This is a genomic window from Bradyrhizobium sp. CCGB12, from assembly GCF_024199845.1.
Classification (GTDB): Bacteria; Pseudomonadota; Alphaproteobacteria; order Rhizobiales; family Xanthobacteraceae; genus Bradyrhizobium.
In genome coordinates this window covers 8,022,861-8,047,054 of the sequence record NZ_JANADO010000001.1, presented here as the reverse complement: position 1 = coordinate 8,047,054, position 24,194 = coordinate 8,022,861, and the positions used below count along the sequence as shown (strand labels likewise).

Sequence of the window (24,194 nt, the reverse complement as noted above, 5' to 3'; positions counted from 1 at the left end):
AGAGTTGGGGGATCATTCCTCGCGGTACCAGTCGAACAGATTGTCGGTTTCGTTGGCCCAGCCGGAAACGACCGGGCGCAGATTGTTGGCGGCCGCCTCGACCTTCAGACGATGCTGTACCGGAATGAATACCGTGTCCTGGTACATGAGATCGTTGGCCTTGATGTAGAGCGCAGCGCGCTTGACCGGATCCATCTCGCCGTCCGCGGCCTGGATGGTCGCGTCGTACTCCTTGTTGACCCAGCGCGGGAAGTTGGTCCCCTGCCACTTGTTCTCCTTGGTGGCCACGAGGGTCGAGAGATAGCGGCGCATATGCTGCGACGGATCGGGCTGGCTCAGCGGGATCTGGAACATCTCCATGTCGGCGTAGAACTTCGAATAGGTGTCGGGATTGCCGACGTCGGAGGAAAAGAACACGGAGGCGACGACCGATTTCAGTTCGACGTCGATGCCCGCCTTCTGGCAGGCCTGCTTGACGATCGCCTGCGTCTTCTGGCGCGGGCCGTTGATGGCGGTCTGGTAGAGCAGCTTCAGCTTCTTGCCGTCCTTCTCGCGGATGCCGTCCGCGCCCGGCTTCCAGCCGGCATCGTCGAGGATCTTCGAGGCCTTCTCGATGCTGAACTCCCACGAGGTGTTCTTGGAGACGAACTTTTCGGGGCCGTTGAGGAAGTTTGCGGTGGTGCGGCCGGCGCGGCCATAGATCGCCTTCTTGACCGACTCGCGATCGATCAGCAGCGAGAGCGCCTTGCGTACCGCCGGATCTGAAAACAGCGGGTGCTTGGTCTTCATCGAAGAACGTTCACCATCGACCTCAGTGTTGGGATCGGTGAAGTTCAGCGCGATGAACTCGGTGTCTCCACCGACGGCATAGACGGTCTTGCCCTTGCCGCCCTTCTCCAGACGCAACAGCACGTCGTCCTCGACCTGAATGTTCCAGCCGAAATCGTACTCGCCGGTCTGGATCACCGCGCGCGCGGCCGAGACCGCGTCGCCGCCGCCCTTCATCTCGACGGAGTCGAAATAGGGACGGTTCGGCATGTGATAATCGGGGTTGAGCACACCGCGGACGAGATCGCCCGGCTTGAACTCGACGAACTTGTAGGGGCCGGTGCCGACCGGAGAGAGGTTGGTCGGCGCCTCCCGCGATTTGGACCCTTTGTAGTCCTGAAACAGATGTTTCGGGATGATGGTGTTGGGCGCACCGACGAAGGCATCGGCCCAGAATGGCGTCGGCTTGTTGAAGAGGATGCGGACCGTGAGGTCATCCACTTTCTCGACCGTGATTTCGCGCAGCGTCGCGATCGTCAGTGCGGAGGTCGCCGGATCCTTTGAGTATTCCCAGTTGAACACGACGTCGTCAGCTGTGAACGGCGTGCCATCATGCCATTTGACGCCGGGCTTGAGCTTCCAAGTCACCGACTTGCCGTCGGCGGCCAAGCCGCCGTTCTGGATCGAGGGAATTTCTGCGGCGAGAACCAGCTTCATGTTGCCGTCAGGATCCCAGCAGGCAAGCGGCTCGTAGAACAGGCGCGCACCGTCCTGGTCCTTGGTGCCGGTGGCGAAATGCGGATTGAGCAAGGTCGGGCCCTGCCACCACAACAGCTTCAGCGCACCACCGCCGCCACGCTTGGTCGGCTTATAGGTCGAGGCGCCCTGGGCCATGGCGACGCCTCCCAGCGCGAGGATCTGGTTGGCCAGCGGCGCGGTCAGGCCCACGGCAGCCATGCGCTGGATGAAGGCGCGGCGATCCATACGCCCGTCCTTCACCTGGCCGATCATCGAACGCAGTTCTTTATCCAGCATGGTTGTCCCCCGTCTGGTTTCCCATAGTGATGAAGGCGGCAGTCAAATGCGGCCGCCCATTTTGGCTGGCGGTAGATGGCACACCGAATGGGGTGCACGTCAACTGGGACCGTGTGTGTGCAAACGGTCTTCTGGCTGTCCGATGGACAGAACCGCGTTCCGTTAGCCCATCCGCTCGGCAATCCAGCATCAAACATGCTGGATTGCGCGCTGCACTGCGGAAAATTTGTTCGCCGGATCAGACGAAGTATCGAGGCGAAATTCTACGCCACGGACATATCGAGCGGCGGCGCCACGTGGTCCGGCAACGGACAAACGTAAGGCGTCTTGGCCGTCCGCTTCTGAAGATCGGCCTTGGCAGACTTGATCAGCTCCGGTTCCGTGAGCGCCTTGATGCCTAGCCCGGCCATGGCCTTGGCCGCCTGCACCATGGCCTTGTGGGCATGGGCGCTCTTGCCCTGCGCCACCACCTGCCAGGTGTGGAAGGGCGTGCCGATTGCAACCGTCGGTGCGTGGACCTGCGCGGTCGGCACCACCCAGCTCACGTCGCCAACATCGGTGGAGCCCACCAGCGGGTTGCGCTTGGCATCCAGCGGCACCAGGAAGTCGGCCAACGGCCGATCGGTCGGCTCCATGCCGATTGCGTAGTAGACTGAGGCGATATCCTTGTCGCTCAGCGTGGCGCGGATCTGGCTGGCAAAGCTCTTGTCAGCGTCGTCGAAATGCGGCGGTCCGAGTTCTTCCATCACCCGGTGCAGCGCCTGTTCCAGCGGCGCGTTCGGCAGGATGTTGGAAACCGCGGAGATGATCTTCATCTCCACCTTGGTCTCGGTCATCAGCGCTGCGCCCTGCGCAATCTTGGACACACGCTCGACCAGCTCGTTCATGCCGGGAAGATCGCGCGCGCGGATCGAATAGCGCACGCGCGCATGGGCCTGCACCACATTGGGAGCGATGCCGCCGGTGTCGAGCAAAGCGTAGTGCACGCGCGCATCGCTCGGCATGTGCTCGCGCATGTAGTTCACGCCCACGTTCATCAGCTCGACCGCATCGAGCGCGGAACGGCCGAGATGCGGCGAGGCCGCCGCATGCGAGGTGCGGCCGGTGAAGATGAAATCAGCGCGCGTATTGGCGAGCGAGGGCGTCACCGCGACTTCCCAGAAGCTGTGCGGATGCCAGGTGATGGCGATGTCGGCATCTTCGAATGCGCCGGAGCGCACCATGAAGGCCTTTGCCGCGCCGCCTTCTTCCGCAGGGCAGCCGTAATAGCGCACGCGACCGGGCACCTTGGTCTCGGCAAGCCAGTCCTTCACTGCAGTCGCGGCGAGCAGCGCGGCGGAACCGAGCAGATTATGACCGCAGCCATGACCATGGCCGCCGGTCTCGATCGGACGGTGTTCGGCGATGCCCGCCTCCTGGCTCAATCCCGGCAGCGCGTCATATTCACCCATGAAGGCGATGACCGGACCGCCCTCGCCCCACTCGCCCATCAGCGCGGTCGGGATGCCGGCGACGTTCTCGGTGATGCGGAAGCCTTGATGGCGCAGTTCGGCGAGATGCTCGGCGGCGGACCGCGCCTCGGTGTAGCACACCTCGGGAATGCCCCAGACCTTGTCGCTGAGGTCGATGAAACGCGCCTTGATGGTGTCGATGCCACGCCAGATGTCGCTGCGGTTATCCATGCTTCGGTCCGTGATCCCAAGGTCAAACGAAGCGGCAATGGTTAGCAGCTTCATGGCACGGCGCCTAGCACCTCGCCGGACACCAGCCATGCGGCGGCTGCCGGAGCGGCGGCTGCCACCCGCGCACGAACCGCCGCGATGCCTTTCGAAGATTTCACGCGGCGTTCTCTCGAATAGTTGGGAACGAGGCTTTCAAGACGGCGTCCCCCAGCCTAAATTATGCGTGCTTCGCGCGTCGTTCCGCCGGCCACGGCGGAGCGATGCTCTCAGCCAGGAGAACTCCATGCCCGCACTGACCGAATGGAGAGTGCCACCGGCCAATCAGCCGCGTGCGAGCGATTATGGTTTCGATCTCGACCGCGCGCTCGCCTCCGTCGTCGGCCTGCACGCCATCATTCCGCCGGACGCCTTCAGCGCCGAGACGCTGGGCACCGAACGTGCCGGCAACGGCGTCGTGATCGACCACGGGCTGGTGCTCACCATCGGCTACCTCATCACCGAGGCTGAATCGGTATGGCTGCACCTCGCCGACGGGCGTGTGGTCGAAGGGCATGCGCTCGGTTTCGATTCCGTCACCGGCTTCGGTCTCGTGCAGGCGCTTGGCGAGCTCGACGTCGAACCCCTGACGCTTGGGACATCGGCGGAAACGCGGATCGGCGACCGCGTCGTGGTCGGCGGCGCCGGCGGCCGCACGCGATCGGTTGCGAGCCAGATCGTGGCCAAGCAGGAATTCGCCGGCTACTGGGAATATCTGCTGGATGAGGCCGTCTTCACCTATCCCGCACATCCGAACTGGGGCGGCACGGCGCTCCTCAACGAACGCGGCGAGTTGATCGGGATCGGCTCGCTCCAGCTCGAGCGCGAACGCGACGGCAACGCCGAGCACGTCAACATGATCGTGCCGATCGACCTCTTGAAGCCGATCCTGGAGGACTTGCGCAAATTCGGCCGCGTCAACAAGCCGGCACGGCCCTGGCTCGGGCTTTTCTCGACCGAGATCGACAACCGCGTGGTGGTGATCGGGATCTCCGCCAACGGCCCAGCCGCCCGCGCCGAGCTCAAGACCGGCGATGTCATCCTCGCCGTGAACGGCGACAAGGTTACGAGTCAGACCGCCTTCTACAAGAAGATGTGGGCGCTCGGCGCCGCCGGCGTCGACGTGCCGCTCACCGTACATCACGAAGGCGTCACATTCGACGTCACGGTGACCTCGACCGACCGCTTCAAGCTTCTGAAGGCGCCGAAGCTGCACTGACCCGGGCTAGAGGAAGCGGCGATGACCGAGGCCGTCGTGGACGACATCGTGGCCGTGTTGCCGCCGCTACTCGATGCGCTGGAAGCGCTCGGCTTCTTCCAGCGGCACCTGCACCCGCCGGCCTTCGCTTCCATGATGAACGCGATCGGCGCGCCGGACGAGGCGCTGCAAACGGCCCGCGCGGCGATCGGCGACTGGCCGGAGCAGTTCGCCGGGCTGCGCGGCCGGCTCGATCAAGCCTGCAACGAGACGCTCACCGCCTTTGCCGGCATTCGCGAGGTCGAGCGCGGCAATGGCGATCTCGTCGCGTTGTTCCGCGCGCTGCGCCACGTGCCACGCGCGCAGGAGGCACTCTATCCGCTGGCGGTGCAGTTTCCCCCGGTGAGCAGCTTCTTCCTCAACGCCGCCAATCGCGAGAATGTCGACCTGTTATCGCGACTCGAAGCCGGCGCAAGCGAGCACACCGGTATCTCCCACGATCACAATGAGCCCGGCAGCCGCGGCGGCTTCTCGGTCTATGTGCCCGAATATTACACGCCCGAGCGGGCCATGCCGCTGGTGATGGCGCTGCATGGCGGCAGCGGCAACGGACGCGGTTTCCTGTGGAGCTGGCTGCGCGACGCGCGCAGCCTCGGCGCGATCCTGGTCGCACCGACCGCGACCGGCCCGACCTGGGCGCTGATGGGCGACGACAGCGACACGCCGAACCTCCTGCGCATCCTCGAGACCGTGCGCAGCCGCTGGAGCATCGACGCCTCGCGCCTGCTGCTGACCGGCATGAGCGACGGCGGCACCTTCTGCTACGTCACCGGCCTCGGCGGCGCCTCGCCGTTCACCCATCTTGCGCCGGTGTCGGCAACCTTCCATCCCTTGATGGCGGAAATGGCGGACGCCGCGCGCATGCAGGGCCTGCCTGTCTTCATCACCCACGGCAAGCTCGACTGGATGTTTCCGGTGCAGACTGCGCGACAGACCCAGGCGGCGCTGTCAGCCGCCGGCGCCGACGTCACCTATCGGGAGATCGACGACCTCAGCCACACCTATCCGCGCGAGATCAATGCGGAGCTGCTGGAGTGGCTGAATGAGACATGAACGATCCGTCCTTACCTGCGCCTTACTGCCGCGGAACCATCACTCCGGGCCGACGTTATCCGCCCGTCACCGGAGGTTTCGCAAATGCAGACTTTTTTCGGAATGATCCTGGGCGCGCTGCTGCTTGCGGGCGGCGTCTACGTCTATGATTCCATGCAGACGTCGTCGGTCGCCAATGGCGAGGTCGCGACCACCAACCGCACAATCGTGAACTGGGATGTCGCCAAGGCCGATTGGGACGCGCTGCGCGACCGCGCGCACAAGGACTGGGTCCGGATCTCGTCGAAGTAACAACGCCACATGATGAAAAAGGCGCCGTCGCGAGTCCGCGGCGGCGCCTTTGCGTTGCGCGATGAATATCGCTCGGCTCAGTTCATCTTGGCCTTGCGTGCGTCGGCAATGACCTGCTCGAACTCGGTCATGCTGAGCACGCCCGGGACGCGGTACTTGCCGACGATGAAGGACGGCGTGCCGCGGAAGCCAAAGGCTTCGGCCTGATCATTGTTGCGCTTGAGGAGGGCATCAATGTCCGAGCCACGGTCGGTGAGATCACGCTTCAGCCGATCCATGTCGACACCGGCTGCCGCCAGCAGCTCGTTGATGCGCGGTTCGGTCAGGCGCGAGCTGACACCCATCATGGCGTCATGGGCCTTGTGATACTTGTCCTGGTATTTCGCCGCGAGCGCGATCCGCGCCGCCGTGACCGAGACCGGCCCGAGGATCGGCCAGTCCTTCATCACCAGCCTCACCTTGCCGTCGTCCTGGACGACCTGGCGCAGCTCGGGCTCGAGCTTGCGGCAATAGGGACAATTGTAGTCGGACCATTCAACGATGGTGATGTTGCCGTCGGGGTTGCCGGCAACCGGCGTGTCGGGATCGCGCAGCACCTTGGTTTCGGTCAGCACCTCGTCATCATCGGCGGCCGCGCGCACGGAAGTGATCCCCCCCGCCGCCAAGGCGCCAGCCCCGATCAGCGTCAGCGCGGTACGCCGGGTCGGCACGAGGTCCTTATTTCTGAATCCAGCCATATCTCGTCCCGTTTCGGTCCCATCTGCGCAAATACGGCTCAGGACCGGAAATGTTACGCGTCATATAGAGCGTTGCGGGTGCGATGTCATCGCCATGCTATGCCCGGGTCGCGGCCGGCGCTTGCGAAGCCGCGGCGCGCGGCAGCATCGCCATCAGCGTCCCCGTCATGGTCGCAACTAACGTCGTCTTGCCCTCGTGCTCGGCAAAGGCCCTGGCCTCGCAGAAGGTCAGCGTGCGGCCGGGTTTGACCACCTCGGCCTTGAAGACCAAGCGCTCGCCGCGGGCGGGCGCAAGCAGCGTGGTCTTGAACTCGACCGTGAGGATGTCGGCCTCGCGTGGCATCAGGGTGAAGGCGGCGACCCCGCAGGCATTGTCGAGGCCTGCCGTGATGATACCGGCATGAACAAAGCCGTTCTGCTGCGTGAAGGCCGGCGAATGCAGCATGGCCAATTCGACCTCGCCCGGTGCAAGGCGGACGATCACAATGCCCAGCGTGTGCATCGCCGGCTGGCCGTCGAACATGGCAATGGCAGCCGCGCGATAGCCGGGGTTTTTGGGCTCGAATGCAGCCATGGCTTAGACCTCGACCGGCTCGGCAAGATGCCGCAACGCAGTCTCGCGGATAGCGTCGGCGAACGGCGTTGACTTGCGCTGGCTGCGATCCATGTGCACGCCCGTGATCTCGCACGTCGCGGCAATCTCGCCGGTCTCGGCGTTCCTCATCTCGTGCCGGAACCGAATCGACTTGTCGCTGATCTCGAGCAGGTGACTGCGGATCTCGACGATGTCGCCGGCGAGCAGCTCGCGCTTGTAGGCGATGTTCTGCTGCACCGCGGCCATGCCGCGGCCGGAGCTGCGCAGATAACTCGGCGTCAGCCCGAGCCGGGCGAACAGATTCCAGTTGGCTTCGTCGAACTTGCCGACGTACCACATGATGTTCATGTGGCCGACGTGATCGCATTGCCACGGATAAACCGTCCCGCGATAGGTCGCCTCCTGCTCCATCGCAATTTCTCCCTGTCGTCTTGGGCCTTTGATCGTTGATACGGTAGCGTATCAGAGGTCCGGCGCGCTAGCAATACGGCACCGTATCAAGAATCGGCGAGGCTTCCTTCATGAGCGACGGCAAGGGCGATGTCTGGGTCGAGGCAGGGTTTACCGAGCTCGCTCGCTCGGGGGTCGAGGGCGTGCGGGTCGAGGTGCTCGCCAAGAACCTCGGGGTCACCAAGGGCGGTTTCTATCGTCGCTTCGCCGACCGGGCCGCACTGCTCGAAGCCATTCTGCAGCGCTGGCGGCAGGGACGCGCCGCGGCGATCGCGCAGCAGACGAGTCTCGAGGGACAAGAGCCCCGCGAGCGGTTGAAGGCGCTGATCCAGCTCTATTCCGAGCGGCTTAACCCGGAGGGCATGGCGATCGAGCTTGCGATCCGGCAATGGGCTCGCTCGGATGAGGGCGCGGCGGCAGCGGTGGCGAGCGTGGACGCAGCGCGGCTGAAGCACGTTGCCGAGCTCTATCGCGCGACCGGCCTTGCGGCCGAGGAGGCCGAGGCGCAAGCCTTCCTGTTCTACTGCTTCATTTTCGGCCAGAGCCTGTTGTTCGTCGAGCGCGGCCCGCGCAAGCGGTCGCAGCTCGTGGCGAAATCGGCCGAGAAGTTGTTGAATTAGATGACTGGACCAAGCGAAATGGCCGGAGCTTGACTCCGGCCATCGCGTTGTCGCGTCATGTCGAAGCTCAGGCGGCGCCCTTCAGCTTCTTGGTGCATTCGCTGTAATAGCCGCCGCCCTTCTGGATCCACTTCAAACCGCCATTGCCATTGCTCGTCTTGTTGGCATTGTACTGGTCGACACAGGTATGCAGACGTGCCTTGCCGGGGGTCTCCTTGGCATATTTCGGATCGACCGCGTTCGGATAGATCGCCGGTCCGGCCGGCAGCGTCGGCAAAGCGGCCGGCGCGGCCTCCTTCTTTGCCTGCTTCGGCTCGGCAGGGGCGGCGGGTGCGGCCGGCGCAGCCGCGGAGGGCGCAGCGGCAGGCGTTGCGTCCGCACCGCACTGGGCCTTGCGGAAGTCATTCCACTTCATGGTGCCGAGCGAGCCGTCCTTCTTGGCCGCCTGATATTTTGCGCTGCACTCCTGCGACGTCAGTGCCTGCGCCGGCGCGCTCACCACCAATGCCGCGACACCCGACGCTGCAATCGCACACAACAATTTTGTCTGAATGGTCATCCCTGGGTCTCCTCTTGGTCTTCCCTGACGGAAGTGAAACGAGGATTGCTATCCTAGCGTGCCGGCCGCTTGCGACAAGGATGCGATGAGTTGCGCCGGCAAAATATAGTGATCCCGCCGCTCGACTCATTCATGTCGCGTTCAGCAACGCAGGCCGACGGTCGCAGCCCTTCGCAATTCTCGCAAGAGTGCAACACATGACCTTCACGTCCCGCCTCGCCGCCATCGCGCTCGCCTCCGTGCTCGTCACCGGCACCGCCTTCGCACAGACCGCCGCGCCGGCAGCCAAGACCGATGCAAAGACCGACGCTGCCGCCGCCACCGCCGACAAGAAGGCGTCGAAGGAGCGTTCGGCGGAATCGCTCGAATGCTCCAAGCAGGCGGACGCCAAGGGATTGAAGGGCAAGGAGCGCAAGAAATTCCGCCGCGAGTGCAAGAAGGAAGCGAAGGCCGGCACCGCCGCCCCCGCCGCCGACAAGAAGTAAATCCGTCACGATCCTCCGCGAGCATTAGTGAAAGGCGTGCGCATTGCGGCATGACGAGCCTGCAATTGTGCGCCTTTGGCTGATTTGCGATAAGGTGGCGTGAAACAAATCGTCGCCTCCCTGCCGTTCGAATGGCCGAGCCGTGCCAACGTCTTGAGCACGATGGAGACGCTTGTCATCGGCACCGTCGGCGGCCTCGCGTTTCTGCTCGCCGGCCTTCCCGGCGGGCTGATCTCGGGCTCGATGATCGCGGTCGGGATCGCCGCAATCGCCGGCCGCCAGCTGGCGCTGCCGCCGATCCTGACCCAGACCGTGCTGGTGCTGCTCGGCATTTCGCTGGGCTCGGTCGTCTCGCGTCATTTGATCCAGCAGGTCAGCGCCTATCCCGTCACCATCGGACTGCTTGCGCTCGCGACCTTCTGCTCGACCTTCGGCTCGAGCTATTACCTCCAGCGCGTCCATGGCTGGGACCGCACCTCGGCCTTCCTTGCCGGCAGCCCCGGCGCGCTGTCGCAGATCACGATCCTGGCGGTCGAGCGCGGCGCCGACCTGCCGGGCATCGCGGTGGTGCAGACCATGCGCGTCATCATCCTCACCGCGGCGCTGCCGATGGTGCTGGCGATTGCAGGCGTCGCGCCCTCTGCCGCACCGTCGCTGACGACGACCATCGCCTCGCCGCTCGACCTCGTGGTGCTGGTCGCGGCTTCGCTCGCTGCGGCGCTCTTCCTGCGGCTGATCAAGTTTCCGGCCAGCTGGATGTTCGGCGCGATGATCGCCTCCAGCGCGCTGCATGGCGCCGACTGGGTCGAGGGCGGTCTGCCGAACTGGGTACGCGGCGTCGCGCTGGTCGGGATCGGCGCCCTGATCGGCAGCCGTTTTGCGCGGATGCGGATCAAGACGCTTGCAGGTCACATCAATGCGGCGCTGGGGTCGTTCACTGTGGCCATCGCGGTCTCCGCCATCTTCGTCGGCATCGTCGCGCTCACCACGCAAGTGAAGTTTTCCGACGTCGTCGTCGCCTTCGCGCCGGGCGCGATGGATGCGATGCTGGCGCTGGCCCTGACGCTGCACATCGATCCGATCTTCGTCGGCGCCCATCACCTGTCGCGCTTCGTCTTCGTGACGATCGCAACCCCCGGTATCGTACACCTGTTCGGGCGCACGCAGGATGACGTGGATGATTGACGGGGGCCCAGCTCCCGTAGGGTGGGCAAAGCGAAGCGTGCCCACCAGCGACTGGCGCGAATGTTGATGAGTGGTGGGCACGGCGCGAAGAGCGCGCCTTTGCCCACCCTACGGCAGCATACCTAGCGCTTCGCCGTCCGCACGAATCCCCACGCGGCGATCGCGGCCATCAACAGCGAGATCAGCACGTTATAGCCGGCCAGCGAGAGGCCGAGGAAGCGCCACTGCACCTCGTCGCAGCGGACCACCTTCACCGTGTCGAGCCGCGAGAAAAGGTCGCCAGCGTTGCCGAGATTGACGACGGGACCGGAGCAGTCGGTCGGCCCCTGCCAAAATCCCCATTCGACACCGGAGTGGTAGGCGCCGAGACCGGCATTGGCGAGCGTCGCCAGGATGAGGATCGCAAGGCCCGCGAGCAGCAGCGGCCGCGGCGCGCCGCTCCTGGCCGCAAGCGCCGTGAGGGCGCCGAGCGGGATCGCGAGATAATAGGCGTAACGCTGCTCCAGGCAGAGCGGACAGGGCAGGATCTCCAGCACCAGTTGGAAGAACCAGGCGCCCGCGATGGTTGCTGCGGCAATCAGCGTGACGAGCAGCGACGCCGTCAGCGCGGGACCGGCGCTGTCCGGCTTGAACGCTGGTATTGCGGCACTCTGGGTCGTCACGGCAGCCTCTTTTCGATCGGTCGCGCGTCTAAGCCTCTAACTCCGGCCCATGCGGCTGTCGAGAACGGCGGGGATCACTTTGGCGCGGGTTGACCCCGCTTTGTCCATGGCTATAGTCCGCCGGCTTCGCGACGCCCGCTTTGAGGGCTGACCGAGGGCCCCTGTGGCGGAACTGGTAGACGCGCTCGACTCAAAATCGAGTTCCGCAAGGAGTGCTGGTTCGATTCCGGCCAGGGGCACCAGCCTTCGCTGCTTCGCAGCTACGGCTTGGCAAGCCAGGCGCAATTCTATCGATGCGAAGCAGCGAAGGCTGTCCCGCCGAAGCCTTGGCGCAGGCGGACTGGCTCAACGAAGTTTGATCCTCCCCTCTTCTAGCAATCGTCATATCCCCCCTGTATAAACCGGTAGCTTCTTCTGTAACTCGAAGGAGCTCATATGAACGACCTGCACACGTGGCTTTCCCAACAGCACCACGGCCTGCGGACCTTCCGGACATTCCAGCAAAAGCTCGAGACGCTCGGCCGGGACGATCCCGCCCAGCTCGGTCTTTGCCGCCTGCTCAGCGGCCTCGTCGGCGACTATGTCGAAGCCTTTGACGAGGCCCCGCTGCCAGTCGAGATCGCCGACGGCGCCTATCGGCGCTTGCTGACGCTGGTTGAGAGCATCGACCTCAACGCCGACGCCGACCGTCGGCTCTCCGACATCAACCGCGTGGCGGAGAGCGAGCTCTGGCAGTGACGGCCATTGCGGCCGCTCGGCGCCGGCTCTCGCGGCAAGCTTCCCTAATCACCGCAAGCCGTTCGACTTCGCTCAGGCATTCCCTATATCGTGCGGCAAGGATTGCTGAAGCAGCGAGCAGCTTTGATGGCGAGGAGACGCACGACGGGGGCTGATGCCGACGACCTGCCCCGCTATTTCGTCTGGGTCCGGGGCCTCGATGGTCCCGAACCGCAGAAATGGGGGACGATGGATTTCGGCGTCGGCGACTGGAAGCGGCCGCTCGTGCTGGCCTATCTGGAGCTGCCGGACGACGAGCGGCCACTGTCGCTGTCGGCGCTGGCGCGGCGCTATCCGCCACCGCGCGTCGATCTTTCGTAGACCGCTAGAGCATTGGCGGCGAAGCGGCGCGATCTCCCTTGCTACCTCAACGGGATTATGTACAGAATGCACCTGCATTTTCATGACGCGAGCATTGATTGAATCCGGGGAGTGCTGCCCGGCCCGGGCCTAAAGCGTCCCTGTCGAATTGTCGGAGGGGGCCATGCCGCACCTTGATGGCGCATCGAACGGCGATTCTGCCGGACCGGAGCGCGTGCCCAGCGATACGAATGCCGGCGGGACCGCGGCCACAGCTCCATCGCGACGCAAACTGGTGCTGTTCGCCGACGGCACGGGCAACGCCTTCACCACCCAGGAATCCAGCGTCTGGCGACTCTATGAGGCGCTCGACCATACCCGGCCGGACCAGATCGCCTACTACATCAAGGGCGTCGGCACCGCCGGCTGGGCCCCGCTCGCCGCGCTCGACGGCGCCACCGGCATCGGCGTGCCCTCCAACGTCCGAAAGCTCTACCGCTTCCTGTGCTGGAATTGGCGGGAGGGCGACGAGATCTACATCTTCGGCTTCAGCCGCGGCGCATTCACGGCGCGCACGCTGGCGGCGCTGATCGCGAGCCAGGGCCTCGTGCCTGCGGTGATTGACAAGGTTGCGGTGTCGCATGCGGAAATGCAGCGCAACACGATGTCTGCTTGGCGTGAGTACCGCAAGGCGTCGGTGGGCTATCGCAGCCTGCCGACAATCTGGATCGTCCGCTGGATCCGCGACGTCCTGATCTATCTCTATCACCTCATCCTTGGACATCGCTCCTATGCCAAGGTCCGCGAGGCGATGGACGGCCGCAAGCAGATCGAGATTGAATTCCTCGGATTGTTCGACACGGTCGAAGCGTTCGGCGTACCGATCGAGGAGCTCCGCCTGGCGATCGACTGGGCAATCTGGCCGGTTTCCTTCCGCAATCACCGGCTGTCACGAGCGGCCAAGCACGCCTGCCATGCGCTCGCGCTCGACGACGAGCGCACCACCTTCCATCCACTGCGGATCGACCAGAGCCGCCTTCCGGACGGCCAGGTCGTCAAGGAGGTGTGGTTCGCAGGCGTTCATTCCGACATCGGCGGCGGCTATCCGGAATCCACGCTGTCCTTCGTGCCTCTGGTCTGGATGACCGAGCAGATCGGCAACCGGCTTCGCTTCCAGGCCGGCACGATCGAGCATTTCCGCGCGTACCAGTCGGCGATCGGCCCGATGCATGATTCACGCAGCGGCGCTGCGGTGCTGTATCGCTACGGCCCGCGGCCGATCTCGGACCGCAAGGAGGATGGCGGATCGCCCGTGGTGCATTTCGCCGTCGTCGAACGCATGCTGCACGGATGCGACAATTACGCACCGCTGATGCTTCCGGCCAATGCCAGGGTGCTGCTGCCGGATGGGGAGGTGTTGCCGCTCACCAAAGACGAGACCCGCAAGGCCATGAGGTCGGCCTATGGGGCGAGAACGGGGAATGCGCAGAAGGCGGCAGAGGCCGATGCCTTCCTGGCGATGAGCCCACCGGACGCCGAGATGGCCAGGCAGGTGCTCGACACCGTGTGGTGGCGCCGCGTGGCCTATTTCTCGCTGGTCATTGCGCTTGCCATATTGGCCGCATGGCCCTGGATCGCACGCGCGGTGGTAGGATCGTCCAAAGAGCACGTTCTCGAAGACACTGTCCTGCTGAAATGGATTACGGCGTTCGACAATGGCACGGGCACGGTCGTCAAACCATTCGCCAATCTCCTCGCCAGCGTCCTGCCATCCTATGCGGGGCCTTGGCTTGCCATCGCACTCTACTATCCCTTCCTCACCACGGTCCTTGTCGCCATCATATTTGTCGCCTGGAACAGGAACGCGGCGCTGCGCGACAGCATTCAAGAGCGCGCGCGACTGGCCTGGTACAGGCCCGACCGGAAGGCCTCCAGAGGCCGAGTGAGCAAATCGGGCTGGCTGCTCGCGATCGGCCGCTGGATGCGTCTGCACGCGTGGCCGGTGCGCATGGCATTCACCAACGTCCTGCTGCCGGGCATTTTCCTCGTCGCCATTTTTGGCTCCGGACTGCTGCTGATCTCTCGCGGCTATCTCGACTGGCTCGACGGCGTCGGCGGCATTTGCGTCAGCAGCGCATCTACGCGCGCGGTCGGCGACGTGCCGACAACGGCCCGTGACGGCGAGTTGTTCAGCGTCGGCGACTTTTGCTGGCCGAGCCGCCTCGCAGTCGAGAAGGGCCGCAAATACCGCGTCTGGATTCAAATGGCCGACCCGTGGTTCGACCGCACCATCATGACTGGCCCGAACGGCTTCAAGACCCCGCCGGATCCGACCCATCGCTCGGCCGTGCCGATCCTGCGGCTCTACGGCGCCGACTGGTTTCAGCCGATCGTGCGTATCGGCGCCAGAGGATCGAACAATCTGCCGCTGCTGGCCGTCAACAATGTCCCGGCCGACGAGTTGCCGCGGCGGGTCAATGCGACGGTGCCGGCATATGAGGACGACACGGGGGACAAATACCCCATCCGGGTCGAGGACTCCGCGGAGTTCAAGCAGCCGGACAGCGAACTGAGACGTGTCTGGCGTCCGTTCGGAGATTTCGAACCGATCCCGCCCAAGGCGCTGCCGGCGGCACGCGCGCTATGGCGCCGCCAGGGATTGTCCGATCTGCTCGTCGCGGAGTTCGTGGCTCCCGAGTCCGGCGAGTTGTTCTTCTATGTCAATGACGCGGTCCAGCTCTTCCCACGGATCATTCCCTTGCGGTTTGCGCCGCGATGGCTCGTCCCACTCCAGGGCCCCCGCGCCCAGTTCTATGCCAACAACAGCGGCACCGCGACGATCCGGGTCCAGCGGCTTCCGGCTCCGCCACCGGCCAACTAGCGACGTCATGGGCGCAGGTTGGAGCGCATCGCCACCCCCATGATCATGGGCGTCACGGCGTCCGCGCTACGGCTAAGCTTGTTTCGCGCCACAGGGGACGATCATGAATGCCTGCCTGCGCCAGAACAATGCCAAGCTCTCCGACTCCTGCCGCAAGGTTGTGGAGTCTCACGGAGGGTGAGCCGGCCTTCAGTCCGGGGCCACTCCCGCGGAGCGAACCCGGACTCCGCTTCGCCGATGGCGTCGGGGTTAGTCGTCGTCAGGCCCAAACAGCCTGATCTGCGGGAAACCGCTGCGCGGACGGCTTGCGACATCGTGAGCGTCGGAATCTTCGCGAATATTGCGCGCGACGTCGTCCCAATCGGTGCGGTCGCGCATACCACGCGGCTCACGAGACTCGTAGTAATGACGGCGCTCGGCCCAGCGCTCGCGGCGTTCGATCCGGCGCCGTTCTGACGCGGCGCGCTTCACGTCGGCATCCCTGGCCTTGGCATAGGCGTTGTCAGCCGAAGCGGCCGGGTCGGCCGATGCCTGCTGCTCGGCAGGATTTGCGACTTTCGGCGACGATGCGATGGTCGGCCTGGACTGTTCCTTCAACTGTTCTTTGGCCGGCTCGACCGCTGCCGCCTGCGAAGGCGGCGGTGCCGGCGGCGCAGCGTTCGCCTGAGCCGGTTGAGGGTCAGGCTTTGCTTCGGCCTGCGCCGGCGTGGCAATCGTCGCGCCAAAAGCCTGCGAACCGGTGAGATAATTCACGCGCTCGGACGGTGCGTTCGTAGCCGACACGCCGGCGGTTTCGGCGTGTTGCGCGACCTTGCTGGTATCCGGCCCCTGCTTGGTCGGATTCATTATGTTGCCGGCAACGATGCCGCCGCCGAGTCCAATGGCGATGGCCGCGATAATGGTTCCAGCACCAACGAAATAGGCTGTCGAGGCGCGCATTGATCCACTCCCTCTTTGGGGCGAGCAACGCACGTTGATTGCCGGATGTTCCTGGTGTGGGGAGCAGTTCCCGAAGGAACTTCCACGTCAGATCTGCTGCGCGACCTTCTCCAGCCCGATGATGCGGGCGAGCTTGCGCACTTCCTCTTTCTGGTCGTCACGCAGCTGGAACAGCAGCGGCATCGCCGCCGACTTCAACTGTTGGACTTCGTCGCAATTCGGATCGATCGGCACGCCCTGCGCGTTCGGATTGGAGAGCTTGTTGGCAGAGATCTTGCGGACGACATTGCGGAGCGCCGTCTCGACCGACGGCCAGTAATATTCCTGCGACGACGAGAGTTTCAGGCGATCCCTGATGCCCGCGATCTGTGCGTCGGATAGCAGCGTATAGTGCTTCTGCGGCTGCGGCTTGGCCACGACCTTCGGCTTGGCCGGGACTTCGACGGCGGGAACCTCCGCCGCGGCGGGCGCGTCGTGCCCGCTTGCCTTAGGCATCGGGAAATCGGAAGGCGTGGCGGCGGCGAAGGCCTGGCGCAGCGGCTCGGTCAGCAAGGGGGCTTGGGCGAGCCTGTCGGCGGGCACCTGGACCGGCTCGATCGCGGCCGAGGCCAGCGCCAGCGTCGGAATCAGACGGTCGGCCTTGGCGGCGCGGTTGGTGGCGAGAGGCTTGGCCGGAGGCGCCTGCGTGATCATCTCCGCGCTCACGCTGGGCACGCTGTCACGGCCGAGGATGGCGGTCGTCGCGGCACCGAGGACGAGAAAGCAGGTCAGCACGATGATGGTGATGGCTTTGGACAAACGTCCCTCCGCGCCCAGCTTCAAGTCCACGTGATCAGTGCCCGAGAACTGGGCGATAAATAAGGCTTAACCGTGCCGTTGCGGCGGCAATCGCTCGGACTGCGGCGACATCGCCTGGAAAATCAGGCAGCTGCCGCCAGGTCGTAGGCGTCCTGGATGTCGGCGACGATCTCGGAGGCTTCCCAGACCGCGCGCGGCTCGACCGATTGCAGCGTCACCGTCCAGTTGCCGCCCCGGCGGGTGCGGGGGACGCTGACGATGTCGAAACGGACGTTGCGGCACAGCGGGTGGCGGGCCAGCGCGTGGGCCACGCGGACGCGGATTTCATCCAGCGTCGCGGCTGTCTTGCTGTTGAGAAAATCAAAATCCATCGCCTGTCCCTCTCGGCCCTGCTTGGCGGCCTTGAGGGGGATTCTTGGCGGGCGATGGTTAATCTGCCGTTAAGTACGGGCCTGCGGAAGTGCGCTCGATTAACTGTGATCGGGTGCGATCCCTGCCCTCTGCCTCCGCATATTTACGGGAAGAGCGAGGGCTTCCGGAGCCTAGCGCCCGCCTGCTTCGCGATATTCCGCGATCGTCCGCGCAACGAGATCGTTGACGGCGGGCACGTCCGTGACACCCGAGGTCGAATGCCCGCCACTCCAGATATCGCGCCAGCGCTTCGGCCGCTTTTCGCGCGCCGCGACGTCGATGTCCTCTGCGATGTCGATCGCCCCATGCGCCGGCAGGTCGTCAGGATCGAGACCTGCGGCCTCGATCGACGGCCGCAGCATGCTGGTCTGAAGCCCCGTGAACGCGGTCGTGAGCAGGACATCGTCGGCGCTGCTCTCGACCAGCATCCGCTTGTAGCGGTCATCCGCCATGCTTTCCCGCGTCGCGATGAACTTCGTGCCCATATAGGCGAGATCGCAGCCGAGCACCTCTGCGGCATGCAGCGCGCGGCCGTCGCTGATGCCGCCGGCGAGCACGATGATGCCGTCGTAGAATGCCCGGATTGCGCGGACGAACGCGAATGGGTTGATCCAGCCGGTCTGGCCGCCGGCGCCAGCGGTCAGCAGCACCAACCCGTCGGCACCTGCTTCCGCCGCGCGTTCAGCGTGGCGGATCGAAGCGACATCCGCCAGCACCAAGGCGCCGGTGTCTTGCAACGGCTTCAGTACGGGCGCGGGCGAGCCGACCGACGTGATGACGATCTCCGGCCGGTGCCGCAGCAGCACTGCGAGATCCTGCTCAAGCCGGGCATTGGAGCTGTGCACGATCAGGTTCGGGCAGAGCGGAGCGGCCCTGCGCCCGGTTTGCTCCTCGTGCTGCCGGAGCCGCGCTTCGATCGCAGTGAGCCATTTGCCCAGCTGTTCGGCGCTACGGCAATTCGCGCTGGGAAAGCTGCCGATCACGCCGTTGCGGCAGGCTCCGACCATCAGCTCGACGCCCGACACCAGGAACATCGGCGCCGCGATCAGCGGCAGACTGAGGCGATCGCGGAAGCGTTGCAGTCGATCCGATGGCACGCAAATCTCCTTGTCACTCTTTACATCCCTGCGCGGGCTTCGTCGTTCCATCTCGCCTTCGCTGTGCTAGCGTCATCAGCAACATTGGCACGCCAGAAGCCGGTGACAAAGCAACGAGGAAACATATGCCCGATCCGCTCCACGCATCGTCTCCAGCTTGCGCCCAGACGCTACAGGCGCTGTCGCGCTATCCCGACCGCACCGCTTTCGCCTGGCCTGAGGGATCGCTGAGCTATCGGGGCACCATCGACCTGATCGGACGCATCCAGGGCGTATTCATGCGGCTTGGATTGCAGCCCGGCGCGCGCGTCGCCCTGCTCACCGCGAACCGCGCCGACAGCTGGTGCGCCGGTGTCGCGGCGCAATTGGCCCGGCTCTGCATCACCTGGCTGCATCCGCTGGGATCGCAGACAGACCAGCTGTTCCAGCTCGAGGATTCCGAAGCGGAAATGTTGGTCGTCGATGCCGCCGCCTTCCACGACCGCGGCGGCGAACTCGCCGCGAAGGCAACCCGGCTGAAGGCGGTCTTCACCATGGGGCCGGCCGGCTACGGGGTCGATCTGCTGGCGGCGACCGAGGGTGCGGGACACGCCAGCGCGCAGTGCCTCGCCGGCCCCAACGATCTCGCCACGCTGAACTACACCGGCGGCACGACCGGCAAATCCAAGGGAGCGCTGCGCCATCACCGCGAAAACAGCGGCGCCGCCGGCGCGATTCTCGCCGATTTCGAGATCCCCGAGGCCGCGCGCTATCTCGCGGTCGCGCCGATGAGCCACGTCGCAGGGACGAAGGTGCTGCCGACCTTGATGCGCGGCGGCACCGTGCACATGCTGAAGGGTTTCGACCCCGAAGCCGTGCTGGCCACGATCGCGCGCGAGCGCATCAACTTCACGCTGCTCGTGCCGACCATGATCTATGTGCTGCTCGATCAGCCCGCGCTCGGCAGGACCGACTTGTCCTCGCTCGAGCTCGTGCTCTATGGCGCTTCCGCGATGTCGCCGAGCCGGCTGGTCGAAGGCATCGAACGCATCGGGCCGGTGTTCTCGCAGCTTTACGGGCAGACCGAATGCTATCCTGTCTCGGTGCTGCGCAAGAAAGATCACGATCCCAGGACACCGGAGCTATTCCTGTCCTGCGGCTTTCCGATCTCGGCCTGCGAGGTGAAGATCCTCGACGACGACGATCAGGAGGTGAAGACGGGCGAAGCCGGCGAGATCTGCGTACGCGCTCCGCACGTGATGGCGGAGTACTGGAAACGGCCCGACGTCACCGCCGAGACGCTGAAGAACGGCTGGGTCCACACCGGCGATATCGCGCGCAAGGACGAGCGCGGCTACCTGTTCATCCTCGACCGTAAGAAGGACATGATCGTCTCCGGCGGCTTCAACATCTTCCCGCGCGAGGTCGAGGACGTGCTGTCGCAGCACGCCGACGTCGCAATGGTGGCTGTCGTCGGCATTCCCGACGAGAAATGGGGCGAGGCCGTCACCGCCATCGTCGTGCCGCGCGAGGGCGCAAGGCCCGATCCGGAGGAGCTGATCAATTTGGTGAAGACTCGGAAGGGCTCGGCGCATGCCCCCAAGCAGATCCAGTTCGTCAGGCAGCTGCCGATGACCGGCGTCGGCAAGGTCGACAAGAAGGTATTGCGTGCGGGCTTCTGGAGCGGGCGGGACCGGATGGTGGGGTAGCTACCCCGGAATTCTACGGTGTCGTTGTGGCCGCGGCACCACAGCGAGCAACGGAGTGTACGTCGGTGGTGCCGGCCCGATTGCGGGCGAATCAGGGAATCAACTAGACCCGCTGATGGGGCTGGGAAGCGGAGAGTAAGATGAGAGTCGCTTCCCTGGAAAGTGCAGTCGCCGCGGTCACGTTGATCACGGCTATCATCGTGGTGCTGTGGGAGATCAAGATCTTCTACGGAATGTGAACTGGCAGGATGCCGGCGTCCAGCACGACCAAGCATCCCTTCCGCGGCGGCGGAAGCCTGCCGTTCAATCGGCCCATGGAGCGATCACGGCACCAGCCGTCACGCTCACCGCTTCTCGATCACCAGACTCTGCACCGCGCGGCCGAAATAGCCCTGCCTGTCCGCAAGCCGCGACATCGCAAGGCCCGCGCCGTCGGGGCCGATCCAGGAGTCGCCATCGAGCAGGATCCACTCGCCGACCGGCTGGCGCGCGAAGCTCACGGTGAGGTCGGCGTTGATGTAGGTCCAGGCGCGAAAGTCGAGCGTGGAGGCGGTGCCGTTGGAGAAGTCGGCGGCGACCACGGCGCGCATCGCCTGCGAAACCTCTTCGCCTGCGATCAGCGGATGGTCGACGCGAAACCAGATCGCGCCGGCGCCGGCCTGGCCGAAGCGGCCGCGCGCGGCGCGCATCGAGACCGATCGCACGAACGGGCTGGAGGCGGCGTGGCCGTCCTCGACCAGCGAGTCCTCGGGCCACGGCAGCGTGACCGGCAGCTCCTTGACGTCGTCGGGCAGCGTCAGCGCCTGGCGCCTGATCTTGAGCACGGTGGCGCCGACCACCTGCACACCGTCGGCCAGCAGCTTGATGGCGCAGAGCTGGATCTTGCGGCCCTCACGCAATACCTCGGTCGCGATCGTGAGCGGCGCGACCGGCACCGGGCGCATCAGATCGATCGTGACCCGTGCGATGTCCATCGCAACAGGCGTCGGAATGCGTTCGGCCGCCCACGTCACCAGCGAAGCGGGCGCTGAGCCGTGCTGCATGCGCCGGTCCCAGGGACCGGCGGCGTCCGGGCTGGTGACGACATTGTTGCCATCGACGCGGTAGATGGGGGGCATACTTTCACCGTGGCGAACGTTCGCAGTTCAGAAGCCGGTGTCGTCCCGGCAAAGGCCGGGCGACGTTAGTCACAGCGGCGGATCGATCGCTTCGTCGTATTCCTTCTTGAACCGCGCGATCAGCTCGGCGGCGGGCACGACGCCATCGACACTGCCGATGCCCTGACCCGAGCCCCAGATCTCCTTCCAGGCCTTCGGCTTGGCGCGTTCGCCGGAGGCGTCGGTGCCGAAGTTCATCTTGGAGGGATCGGAGGTCGGCAGGTTTTCCGGATCCATGCCGGCGGCTTGGATCGAAGGCTTCAGGTAGTTGCCGTGCACGCCGGTGAAGAGGTTGGAATAGACGATGTCGTCGGCGCTCGAGCCGGCGATCATCTCCTTGTAGCGCTCGACCGCGTTGGCTTCCTTGGTCGCGATGAAGGCCGAGCCGATATAGGCGAAGTCTGCACCGAGGACGCGCGCGGCGCGGATTGCCTTGCCGTTGCCGATCGCGCCCGACAGCGCGATCGGGCCGTCGAACCACTTTCGCGTCTCGGCCACGAAAGCGAGTGGCGAGATGGTGCCGGCATGACCGCCGGCGCCGGCCGCAACCAGGATCAGGCCGTCGGCGCCTTTCTCGATCGCCTTGTGCGCGAATTTCTGGTTGATCACATCGTGGAAGACGATGCCGCCCCAGCCGTGCACGGCCTGGTTCAGCTCCTCGCGTGCACCGAGCGAGGAGATGATCATCGGCACCTTGTACTTGGCGCAGAGCTGCATGTCGTGGTCGAGACGGTTGTTCGACTTGTGCACGATCTGGTTGACCGCGAACGGCGCCGACGGCTTGTCCGGATGCGCGCGGTCATAGGCCGCGAGCTCCTCGGTGGTCCGCGCCAGCCATTCGTCGAGCAACTCCGGCGGCCGCGCGTTCAGCGCCGGAAACGAGCCGACCACACCCGCCTTGCACTGCGCGATCACGAGATCGGGCACCGAGATGATGAAGAGCGGCGAACCGATCACAGGGATCGACAGTCGTCCCTTGAACAAGGCAGGCATGGACATTGCGGAACGATCCTCTCTAGGCGGTCAAAGCGAAGGCTGGGGTGATACCAACAAGGCAATCTTTCCACTGTCAAGTATTGCGTTGTGACGCCGTGGCGGATGCCGCTACCGCAATTCCAACCCACGGAATTCCGACGGCGGACCAACCCACTCCGTCTTCTCCGTCATTGCGAGCGAAGCGAAGCAATCCAGACTGTCTCCGCGGAGGGACACTGGATTGCTTCGTCGCATCAGCGCAAAATTGCTACGCAATTTTGTCGCGAGCTCCTCGCAATGACGAGGCGAGAGTGGAGGATAGCCAACATCTACCCAACCAAATCCGGATTGATCAGCCGCTCGAACGAGAACATCTCGTCCCACTTGTCCTGCGTCAACAGCTTGCGCTCGACCACCACGATCTGGTGCAACGACTTGCCGCTCTTGTAACCCTCGCGCGCGATCTCCGCGCACTGCTTGTAGCCGAGCAGCGGCTTCAGCACGGTGACGATACCGAGAGAGTTCAGCACCATGTTGCGGGTGTGCTCCTCGTTGGCGGTGATGCCGACGACGCAATTCTCGCGCAGGCTGTTGACCGCACGCTCCATGGTGCGGATCGAGAAGAACAGCGCGAACGAGATCACCGGCTCCATCACGTTGAGCTGGAGCTGGCCGGCTGAGGCCGCCAGCGTCACCGTGGTGTCGAGGCCGATGACCAGGAAGCTGGTCTGGTTGACCACCTCGGGGATGACAGGGTTGACCTTGCCGGGCATGATCGAAGAGCCCGGCTGAAGCTGCGGCAGGTTGATCTCGTTGAAGCCGGCGCGCGGGCCGGAGGCGAGCAAGCGGATGTCGTTGCAGATCTTCGTCAGCTTGCTCGCCGTGCGCTTGAGGACACCCGAGAGCTGCACATAGGCGCCGGTGTCCGAGGTCGCCTCGACGAGATCGCCGGCGAGGATGAAGTCGACGCCGGTCAGCGCGCTCAGATGCCGGACCGCGAGCTTGGGATAGCCGACGGCCGCGGTCACGGAGGTGCCGATCGCGGTGGCGCCGAGATTGATCTCGCGCAGCAGTGCGCGCGCCTCGGAGATGCGATCGACCTCCTCGCCGATCGTGGTGCCCCATCCCCGGAATTCCGCGCCGAGCGACATCGGCACGGCGTCCTGGAGATGCGTGCGTCCCATCTTCAGCACGCGGTCGAACTCGCGACCCTTGGCGAAGAAGGCCTCCTGAAGCTGGCGCAGCGCCGTCATGTAGCTCTCGAGCCGCAGGATCAGCGCCAGACGAAAGGCCGTCGGATAGGTGTCGTTGGTGGACTGGCCGTAATTGACGTGATCGTTGGGGCTGACATGCTGGTAGTCGCCCTTGCCAAAACCGAGCGATTCCAGCGCGAGGTTGGCGATCACCTCGTTGGCGTTCATGTTGGTCGACGTGCCGGCGCCGCCCTGGATGAAGTCGGTGACGAACTGGTCCATCATGTCGCCGGCGATGACGCGGTCGCAGCCCAGGATGATCGCATCCGCGACCTTGGCGTCGATCGCGCCGAGATCGCGATTGGCCATGGCGGCGGCCTTCTTGACGTAACCAAGCGCCTTCACGAAGTAAGGCTCCTGGTTCATCGGAATGCCGGTGATGTGGAAGTTCTCCTTCCCGCGGATGGTCTGGACGCCGTAATAGATGTCGTCGGCGATCTCACGCTGTCCGAGGAAATCCTGCTCCGTACGGCTCATGGGCGCTCCCTGTTGCATGCGCGCG

24 protein-coding genes and 1 tRNA gene are annotated in these 24,194 nt (G+C 64.8%); 11 read left to right on the top strand and 14 right to left on the bottom strand.

The window, feature by feature from the left end:
- Nucleotides 1–12 precede the first annotated feature (12 nt).
- Nucleotides 13–1,803, bottom strand: a complete 1,791-nt coding sequence (locus NLM27_RS36925) for a peptide ABC transporter substrate-binding protein (RefSeq protein WP_254147944.1) — start codon at nt 1,801–1,803, stop codon at nt 13–15.
- A gap of 263 nt (nt 1,804–2,066) precedes the next feature.
- Nucleotides 2,067–3,485 (bottom strand): M20 family metallopeptidase, encoded by a 1,419-nt coding sequence (locus NLM27_RS36920; protein ID WP_254147943.1) that lies wholly within the window; start codon nt 3,483–3,485, stop codon nt 2,067–2,069.
- 283 nt (nt 3,486–3,768) lie between these two features.
- Here NLM27_RS36920 and NLM27_RS36915 point away from each other — a divergent pair, with 283 nt between their 5' ends.
- From NLM27_RS36915 to NLM27_RS36905, 3 genes are all read left to right on the top strand, one after another.
- A complete protein-coding gene (locus NLM27_RS36915) occupies nt 3,769–4,740 on the top strand; it encodes a S1C family serine protease (protein ID WP_254147942.1) in 972 nt (323 codons plus the stop codon).
- Between the two features lie 21 nt (nt 4,741–4,761).
- Nucleotides 4,762–5,832, top strand: coding sequence for a phospholipase (locus NLM27_RS36910; RefSeq protein WP_254147941.1), 1,071 nt, complete (start codon nt 4,762–4,764; stop codon nt 5,830–5,832).
- Nucleotides 5,833–5,916: 84 nt separating this feature from the next.
- Nucleotides 5,917–6,123, top strand: a complete 207-nt coding sequence (locus NLM27_RS36905; RefSeq protein ID WP_018316294.1) for a hypothetical protein — start codon at nt 5,917–5,919, stop codon at nt 6,121–6,123.
- Nucleotides 6,124–6,200: 77 nt separating this feature from the next.
- On the opposite strand, the gene NLM27_RS36900 is transcribed toward NLM27_RS36905, so the two are convergent.
- The 3 genes from NLM27_RS36900 to NLM27_RS36890 form a co-directional block, all read right to left on the bottom strand.
- Entirely contained in the window at nt 6,201–6,860 is a 660-nt protein-coding gene (locus NLM27_RS36900; protein WP_254147940.1) for a DsbA family protein, read from the bottom strand.
- 97 nt (nt 6,861–6,957) lie between these two features.
- Nucleotides 6,958–7,434: a PaaI family thioesterase gene (locus NLM27_RS36895; protein WP_254147939.1), complete on the bottom strand. Its 477-nt coding sequence runs from the start codon at nt 7,432–7,434 to the stop codon at nt 6,958–6,960.
- Nucleotides 7,435–7,437: 3 nt separating this feature from the next.
- Nucleotides 7,438–7,866, bottom strand: coding sequence for a thioesterase family protein (locus tag NLM27_RS36890; RefSeq protein ID WP_254147938.1), 429 nt, complete (start codon nt 7,864–7,866; stop codon nt 7,438–7,440).
- A 110-nt stretch (nt 7,867–7,976) separates the two neighbouring features.
- Between NLM27_RS36890 and NLM27_RS36885 the strand changes: the two genes are divergently transcribed.
- Complete coding sequence (locus tag NLM27_RS36885) at nt 7,977–8,525, top strand: TetR/AcrR family transcriptional regulator (protein WP_254147937.1); 549 nt, start codon at nt 7,977–7,979, stop codon at nt 8,523–8,525.
- 67 nt (nt 8,526–8,592) lie between these two features.
- On the opposite strand, the gene NLM27_RS36880 is transcribed toward NLM27_RS36885, so the two are convergent.
- On the bottom strand, nt 8,593–9,084 hold the full coding sequence (locus NLM27_RS36880) for a hypothetical protein (protein ID WP_254147936.1): 492 nt from the start codon (nt 9,082–9,084) through the stop codon (nt 8,593–8,595).
- A 197-nt stretch (nt 9,085–9,281) separates the two neighbouring features.
- On the opposite strand from NLM27_RS36880, the gene NLM27_RS36875 reads away from it, so the two are divergent.
- Complete coding sequence (locus NLM27_RS36875; RefSeq protein ID WP_254147935.1) at nt 9,282–9,569, top strand: PsiF family protein; 288 nt, start codon at nt 9,282–9,284, stop codon at nt 9,567–9,569.
- Nucleotides 9,570–9,668: 99 nt separating this feature from the next.
- The gene (locus NLM27_RS36870) at nt 9,669–10,754 is read left to right on the top strand and encodes an AbrB family transcriptional regulator (RefSeq protein ID WP_254147934.1); all 1,086 of its coding nucleotides are present in this window, start codon (nt 9,669–9,671) and stop codon (nt 10,752–10,754) included.
- A gap of 122 nt (nt 10,755–10,876) precedes the next feature.
- On the opposite strand, the gene NLM27_RS36865 is transcribed toward NLM27_RS36870, so the two are convergent.
- Nucleotides 10,877–11,416 carry a disulfide bond formation protein B gene (locus NLM27_RS36865; protein ID WP_254147933.1) on the bottom strand — a complete coding sequence of 180 codons (540 nt, stop codon included), beginning with the start codon at nt 11,414–11,416 and terminating at the stop codon, nt 10,877–10,879.
- A gap of 157 nt (nt 11,417–11,573) precedes the next feature.
- Between NLM27_RS36865 and NLM27_RS36860 the strand changes: the two genes are divergently transcribed.
- From NLM27_RS36860 to NLM27_RS36845, 4 genes are all read left to right on the top strand, one after another.
- Nucleotides 11,574–11,658, top strand: a tRNA-Leu gene (locus NLM27_RS36860).
- Nucleotides 11,659–11,851: 193 nt separating this feature from the next.
- The gene (locus NLM27_RS36855; protein WP_254147932.1) at nt 11,852–12,154 is read left to right on the top strand and encodes a hypothetical protein; all 303 of its coding nucleotides are present in this window, start codon (nt 11,852–11,854) and stop codon (nt 12,152–12,154) included.
- A gap of 126 nt (nt 12,155–12,280) precedes the next feature.
- Nucleotides 12,281–12,514 carry a hypothetical protein gene (locus tag NLM27_RS36850; protein ID WP_254147931.1) on the top strand — a complete coding sequence of 78 codons (234 nt, stop codon included), beginning with the start codon at nt 12,281–12,283 and terminating at the stop codon, nt 12,512–12,514.
- 163 nt (nt 12,515–12,677) lie between these two features.
- Nucleotides 12,678–15,374, top strand: a complete 2,697-nt coding sequence (locus NLM27_RS36845; protein ID WP_254147930.1) for a DUF2235 domain-containing protein — start codon at nt 12,678–12,680, stop codon at nt 15,372–15,374.
- A 249-nt stretch (nt 15,375–15,623) separates the two neighbouring features.
- Here NLM27_RS36845 and NLM27_RS36840 read toward each other — a convergent pair whose 3' ends face one another.
- The 4 genes from NLM27_RS36840 to NLM27_RS36825 all read right to left on the bottom strand — a co-directional run bounded on the left by NLM27_RS36840 (nt 15,624) and on the right by NLM27_RS36825 (nt 18,619).
- Nucleotides 15,624–16,313 carry a hypothetical protein gene (locus NLM27_RS36840; RefSeq protein ID WP_254147929.1) on the bottom strand — a complete coding sequence of 230 codons (690 nt, stop codon included), beginning with the start codon at nt 16,311–16,313 and terminating at the stop codon, nt 15,624–15,626.
- A gap of 87 nt (nt 16,314–16,400) precedes the next feature.
- Nucleotides 16,401–17,111: a hypothetical protein gene (locus tag NLM27_RS36835; protein WP_254147928.1), complete on the bottom strand. Its 711-nt coding sequence runs from the start codon at nt 17,109–17,111 to the stop codon at nt 16,401–16,403.
- A gap of 122 nt (nt 17,112–17,233) precedes the next feature.
- Entirely contained in the window at nt 17,234–17,482 is a 249-nt protein-coding gene (locus tag NLM27_RS36830; protein ID WP_194479426.1) for a hypothetical protein, read from the bottom strand.
- A 171-nt stretch (nt 17,483–17,653) separates the two neighbouring features.
- On the bottom strand, nt 17,654–18,619 hold the full coding sequence (locus tag NLM27_RS36825) for a nitronate monooxygenase family protein (RefSeq protein ID WP_254147927.1): 966 nt from the start codon (nt 18,617–18,619) through the stop codon (nt 17,654–17,656).
- A gap of 125 nt (nt 18,620–18,744) precedes the next feature.
- Between NLM27_RS36825 and NLM27_RS36820 the strand changes: the two genes are divergently transcribed.
- Nucleotides 18,745–20,307 (top strand): AMP-binding protein, encoded by a 1,563-nt coding sequence (locus NLM27_RS36820; protein ID WP_254147926.1) that lies wholly within the window; start codon nt 18,745–18,747, stop codon nt 20,305–20,307.
- A gap of 344 nt (nt 20,308–20,651) precedes the next feature.
- On the opposite strand, the gene NLM27_RS36815 is transcribed toward NLM27_RS36820, so the two are convergent.
- From NLM27_RS36815 to NLM27_RS36805, 3 genes are all read right to left on the bottom strand, one after another.
- Complete coding sequence (locus NLM27_RS36815) at nt 20,652–21,425, bottom strand: thioesterase family protein (protein WP_254147925.1); 774 nt, start codon at nt 21,423–21,425, stop codon at nt 20,652–20,654.
- Between the two features lie 69 nt (nt 21,426–21,494).
- Nucleotides 21,495–22,463: a nitronate monooxygenase family protein gene (locus tag NLM27_RS36810; RefSeq protein ID WP_254147924.1), complete on the bottom strand. Its 969-nt coding sequence runs from the start codon at nt 22,461–22,463 to the stop codon at nt 21,495–21,497.
- A 305-nt stretch (nt 22,464–22,768) separates the two neighbouring features.
- Nucleotides 22,769–24,169: an aspartate ammonia-lyase gene (locus NLM27_RS36805; protein ID WP_254147923.1), complete on the bottom strand. Its 1,401-nt coding sequence runs from the start codon at nt 24,167–24,169 to the stop codon at nt 22,769–22,771.
- Nucleotides 24,170–24,194: the final 25 nt, after the last annotated feature.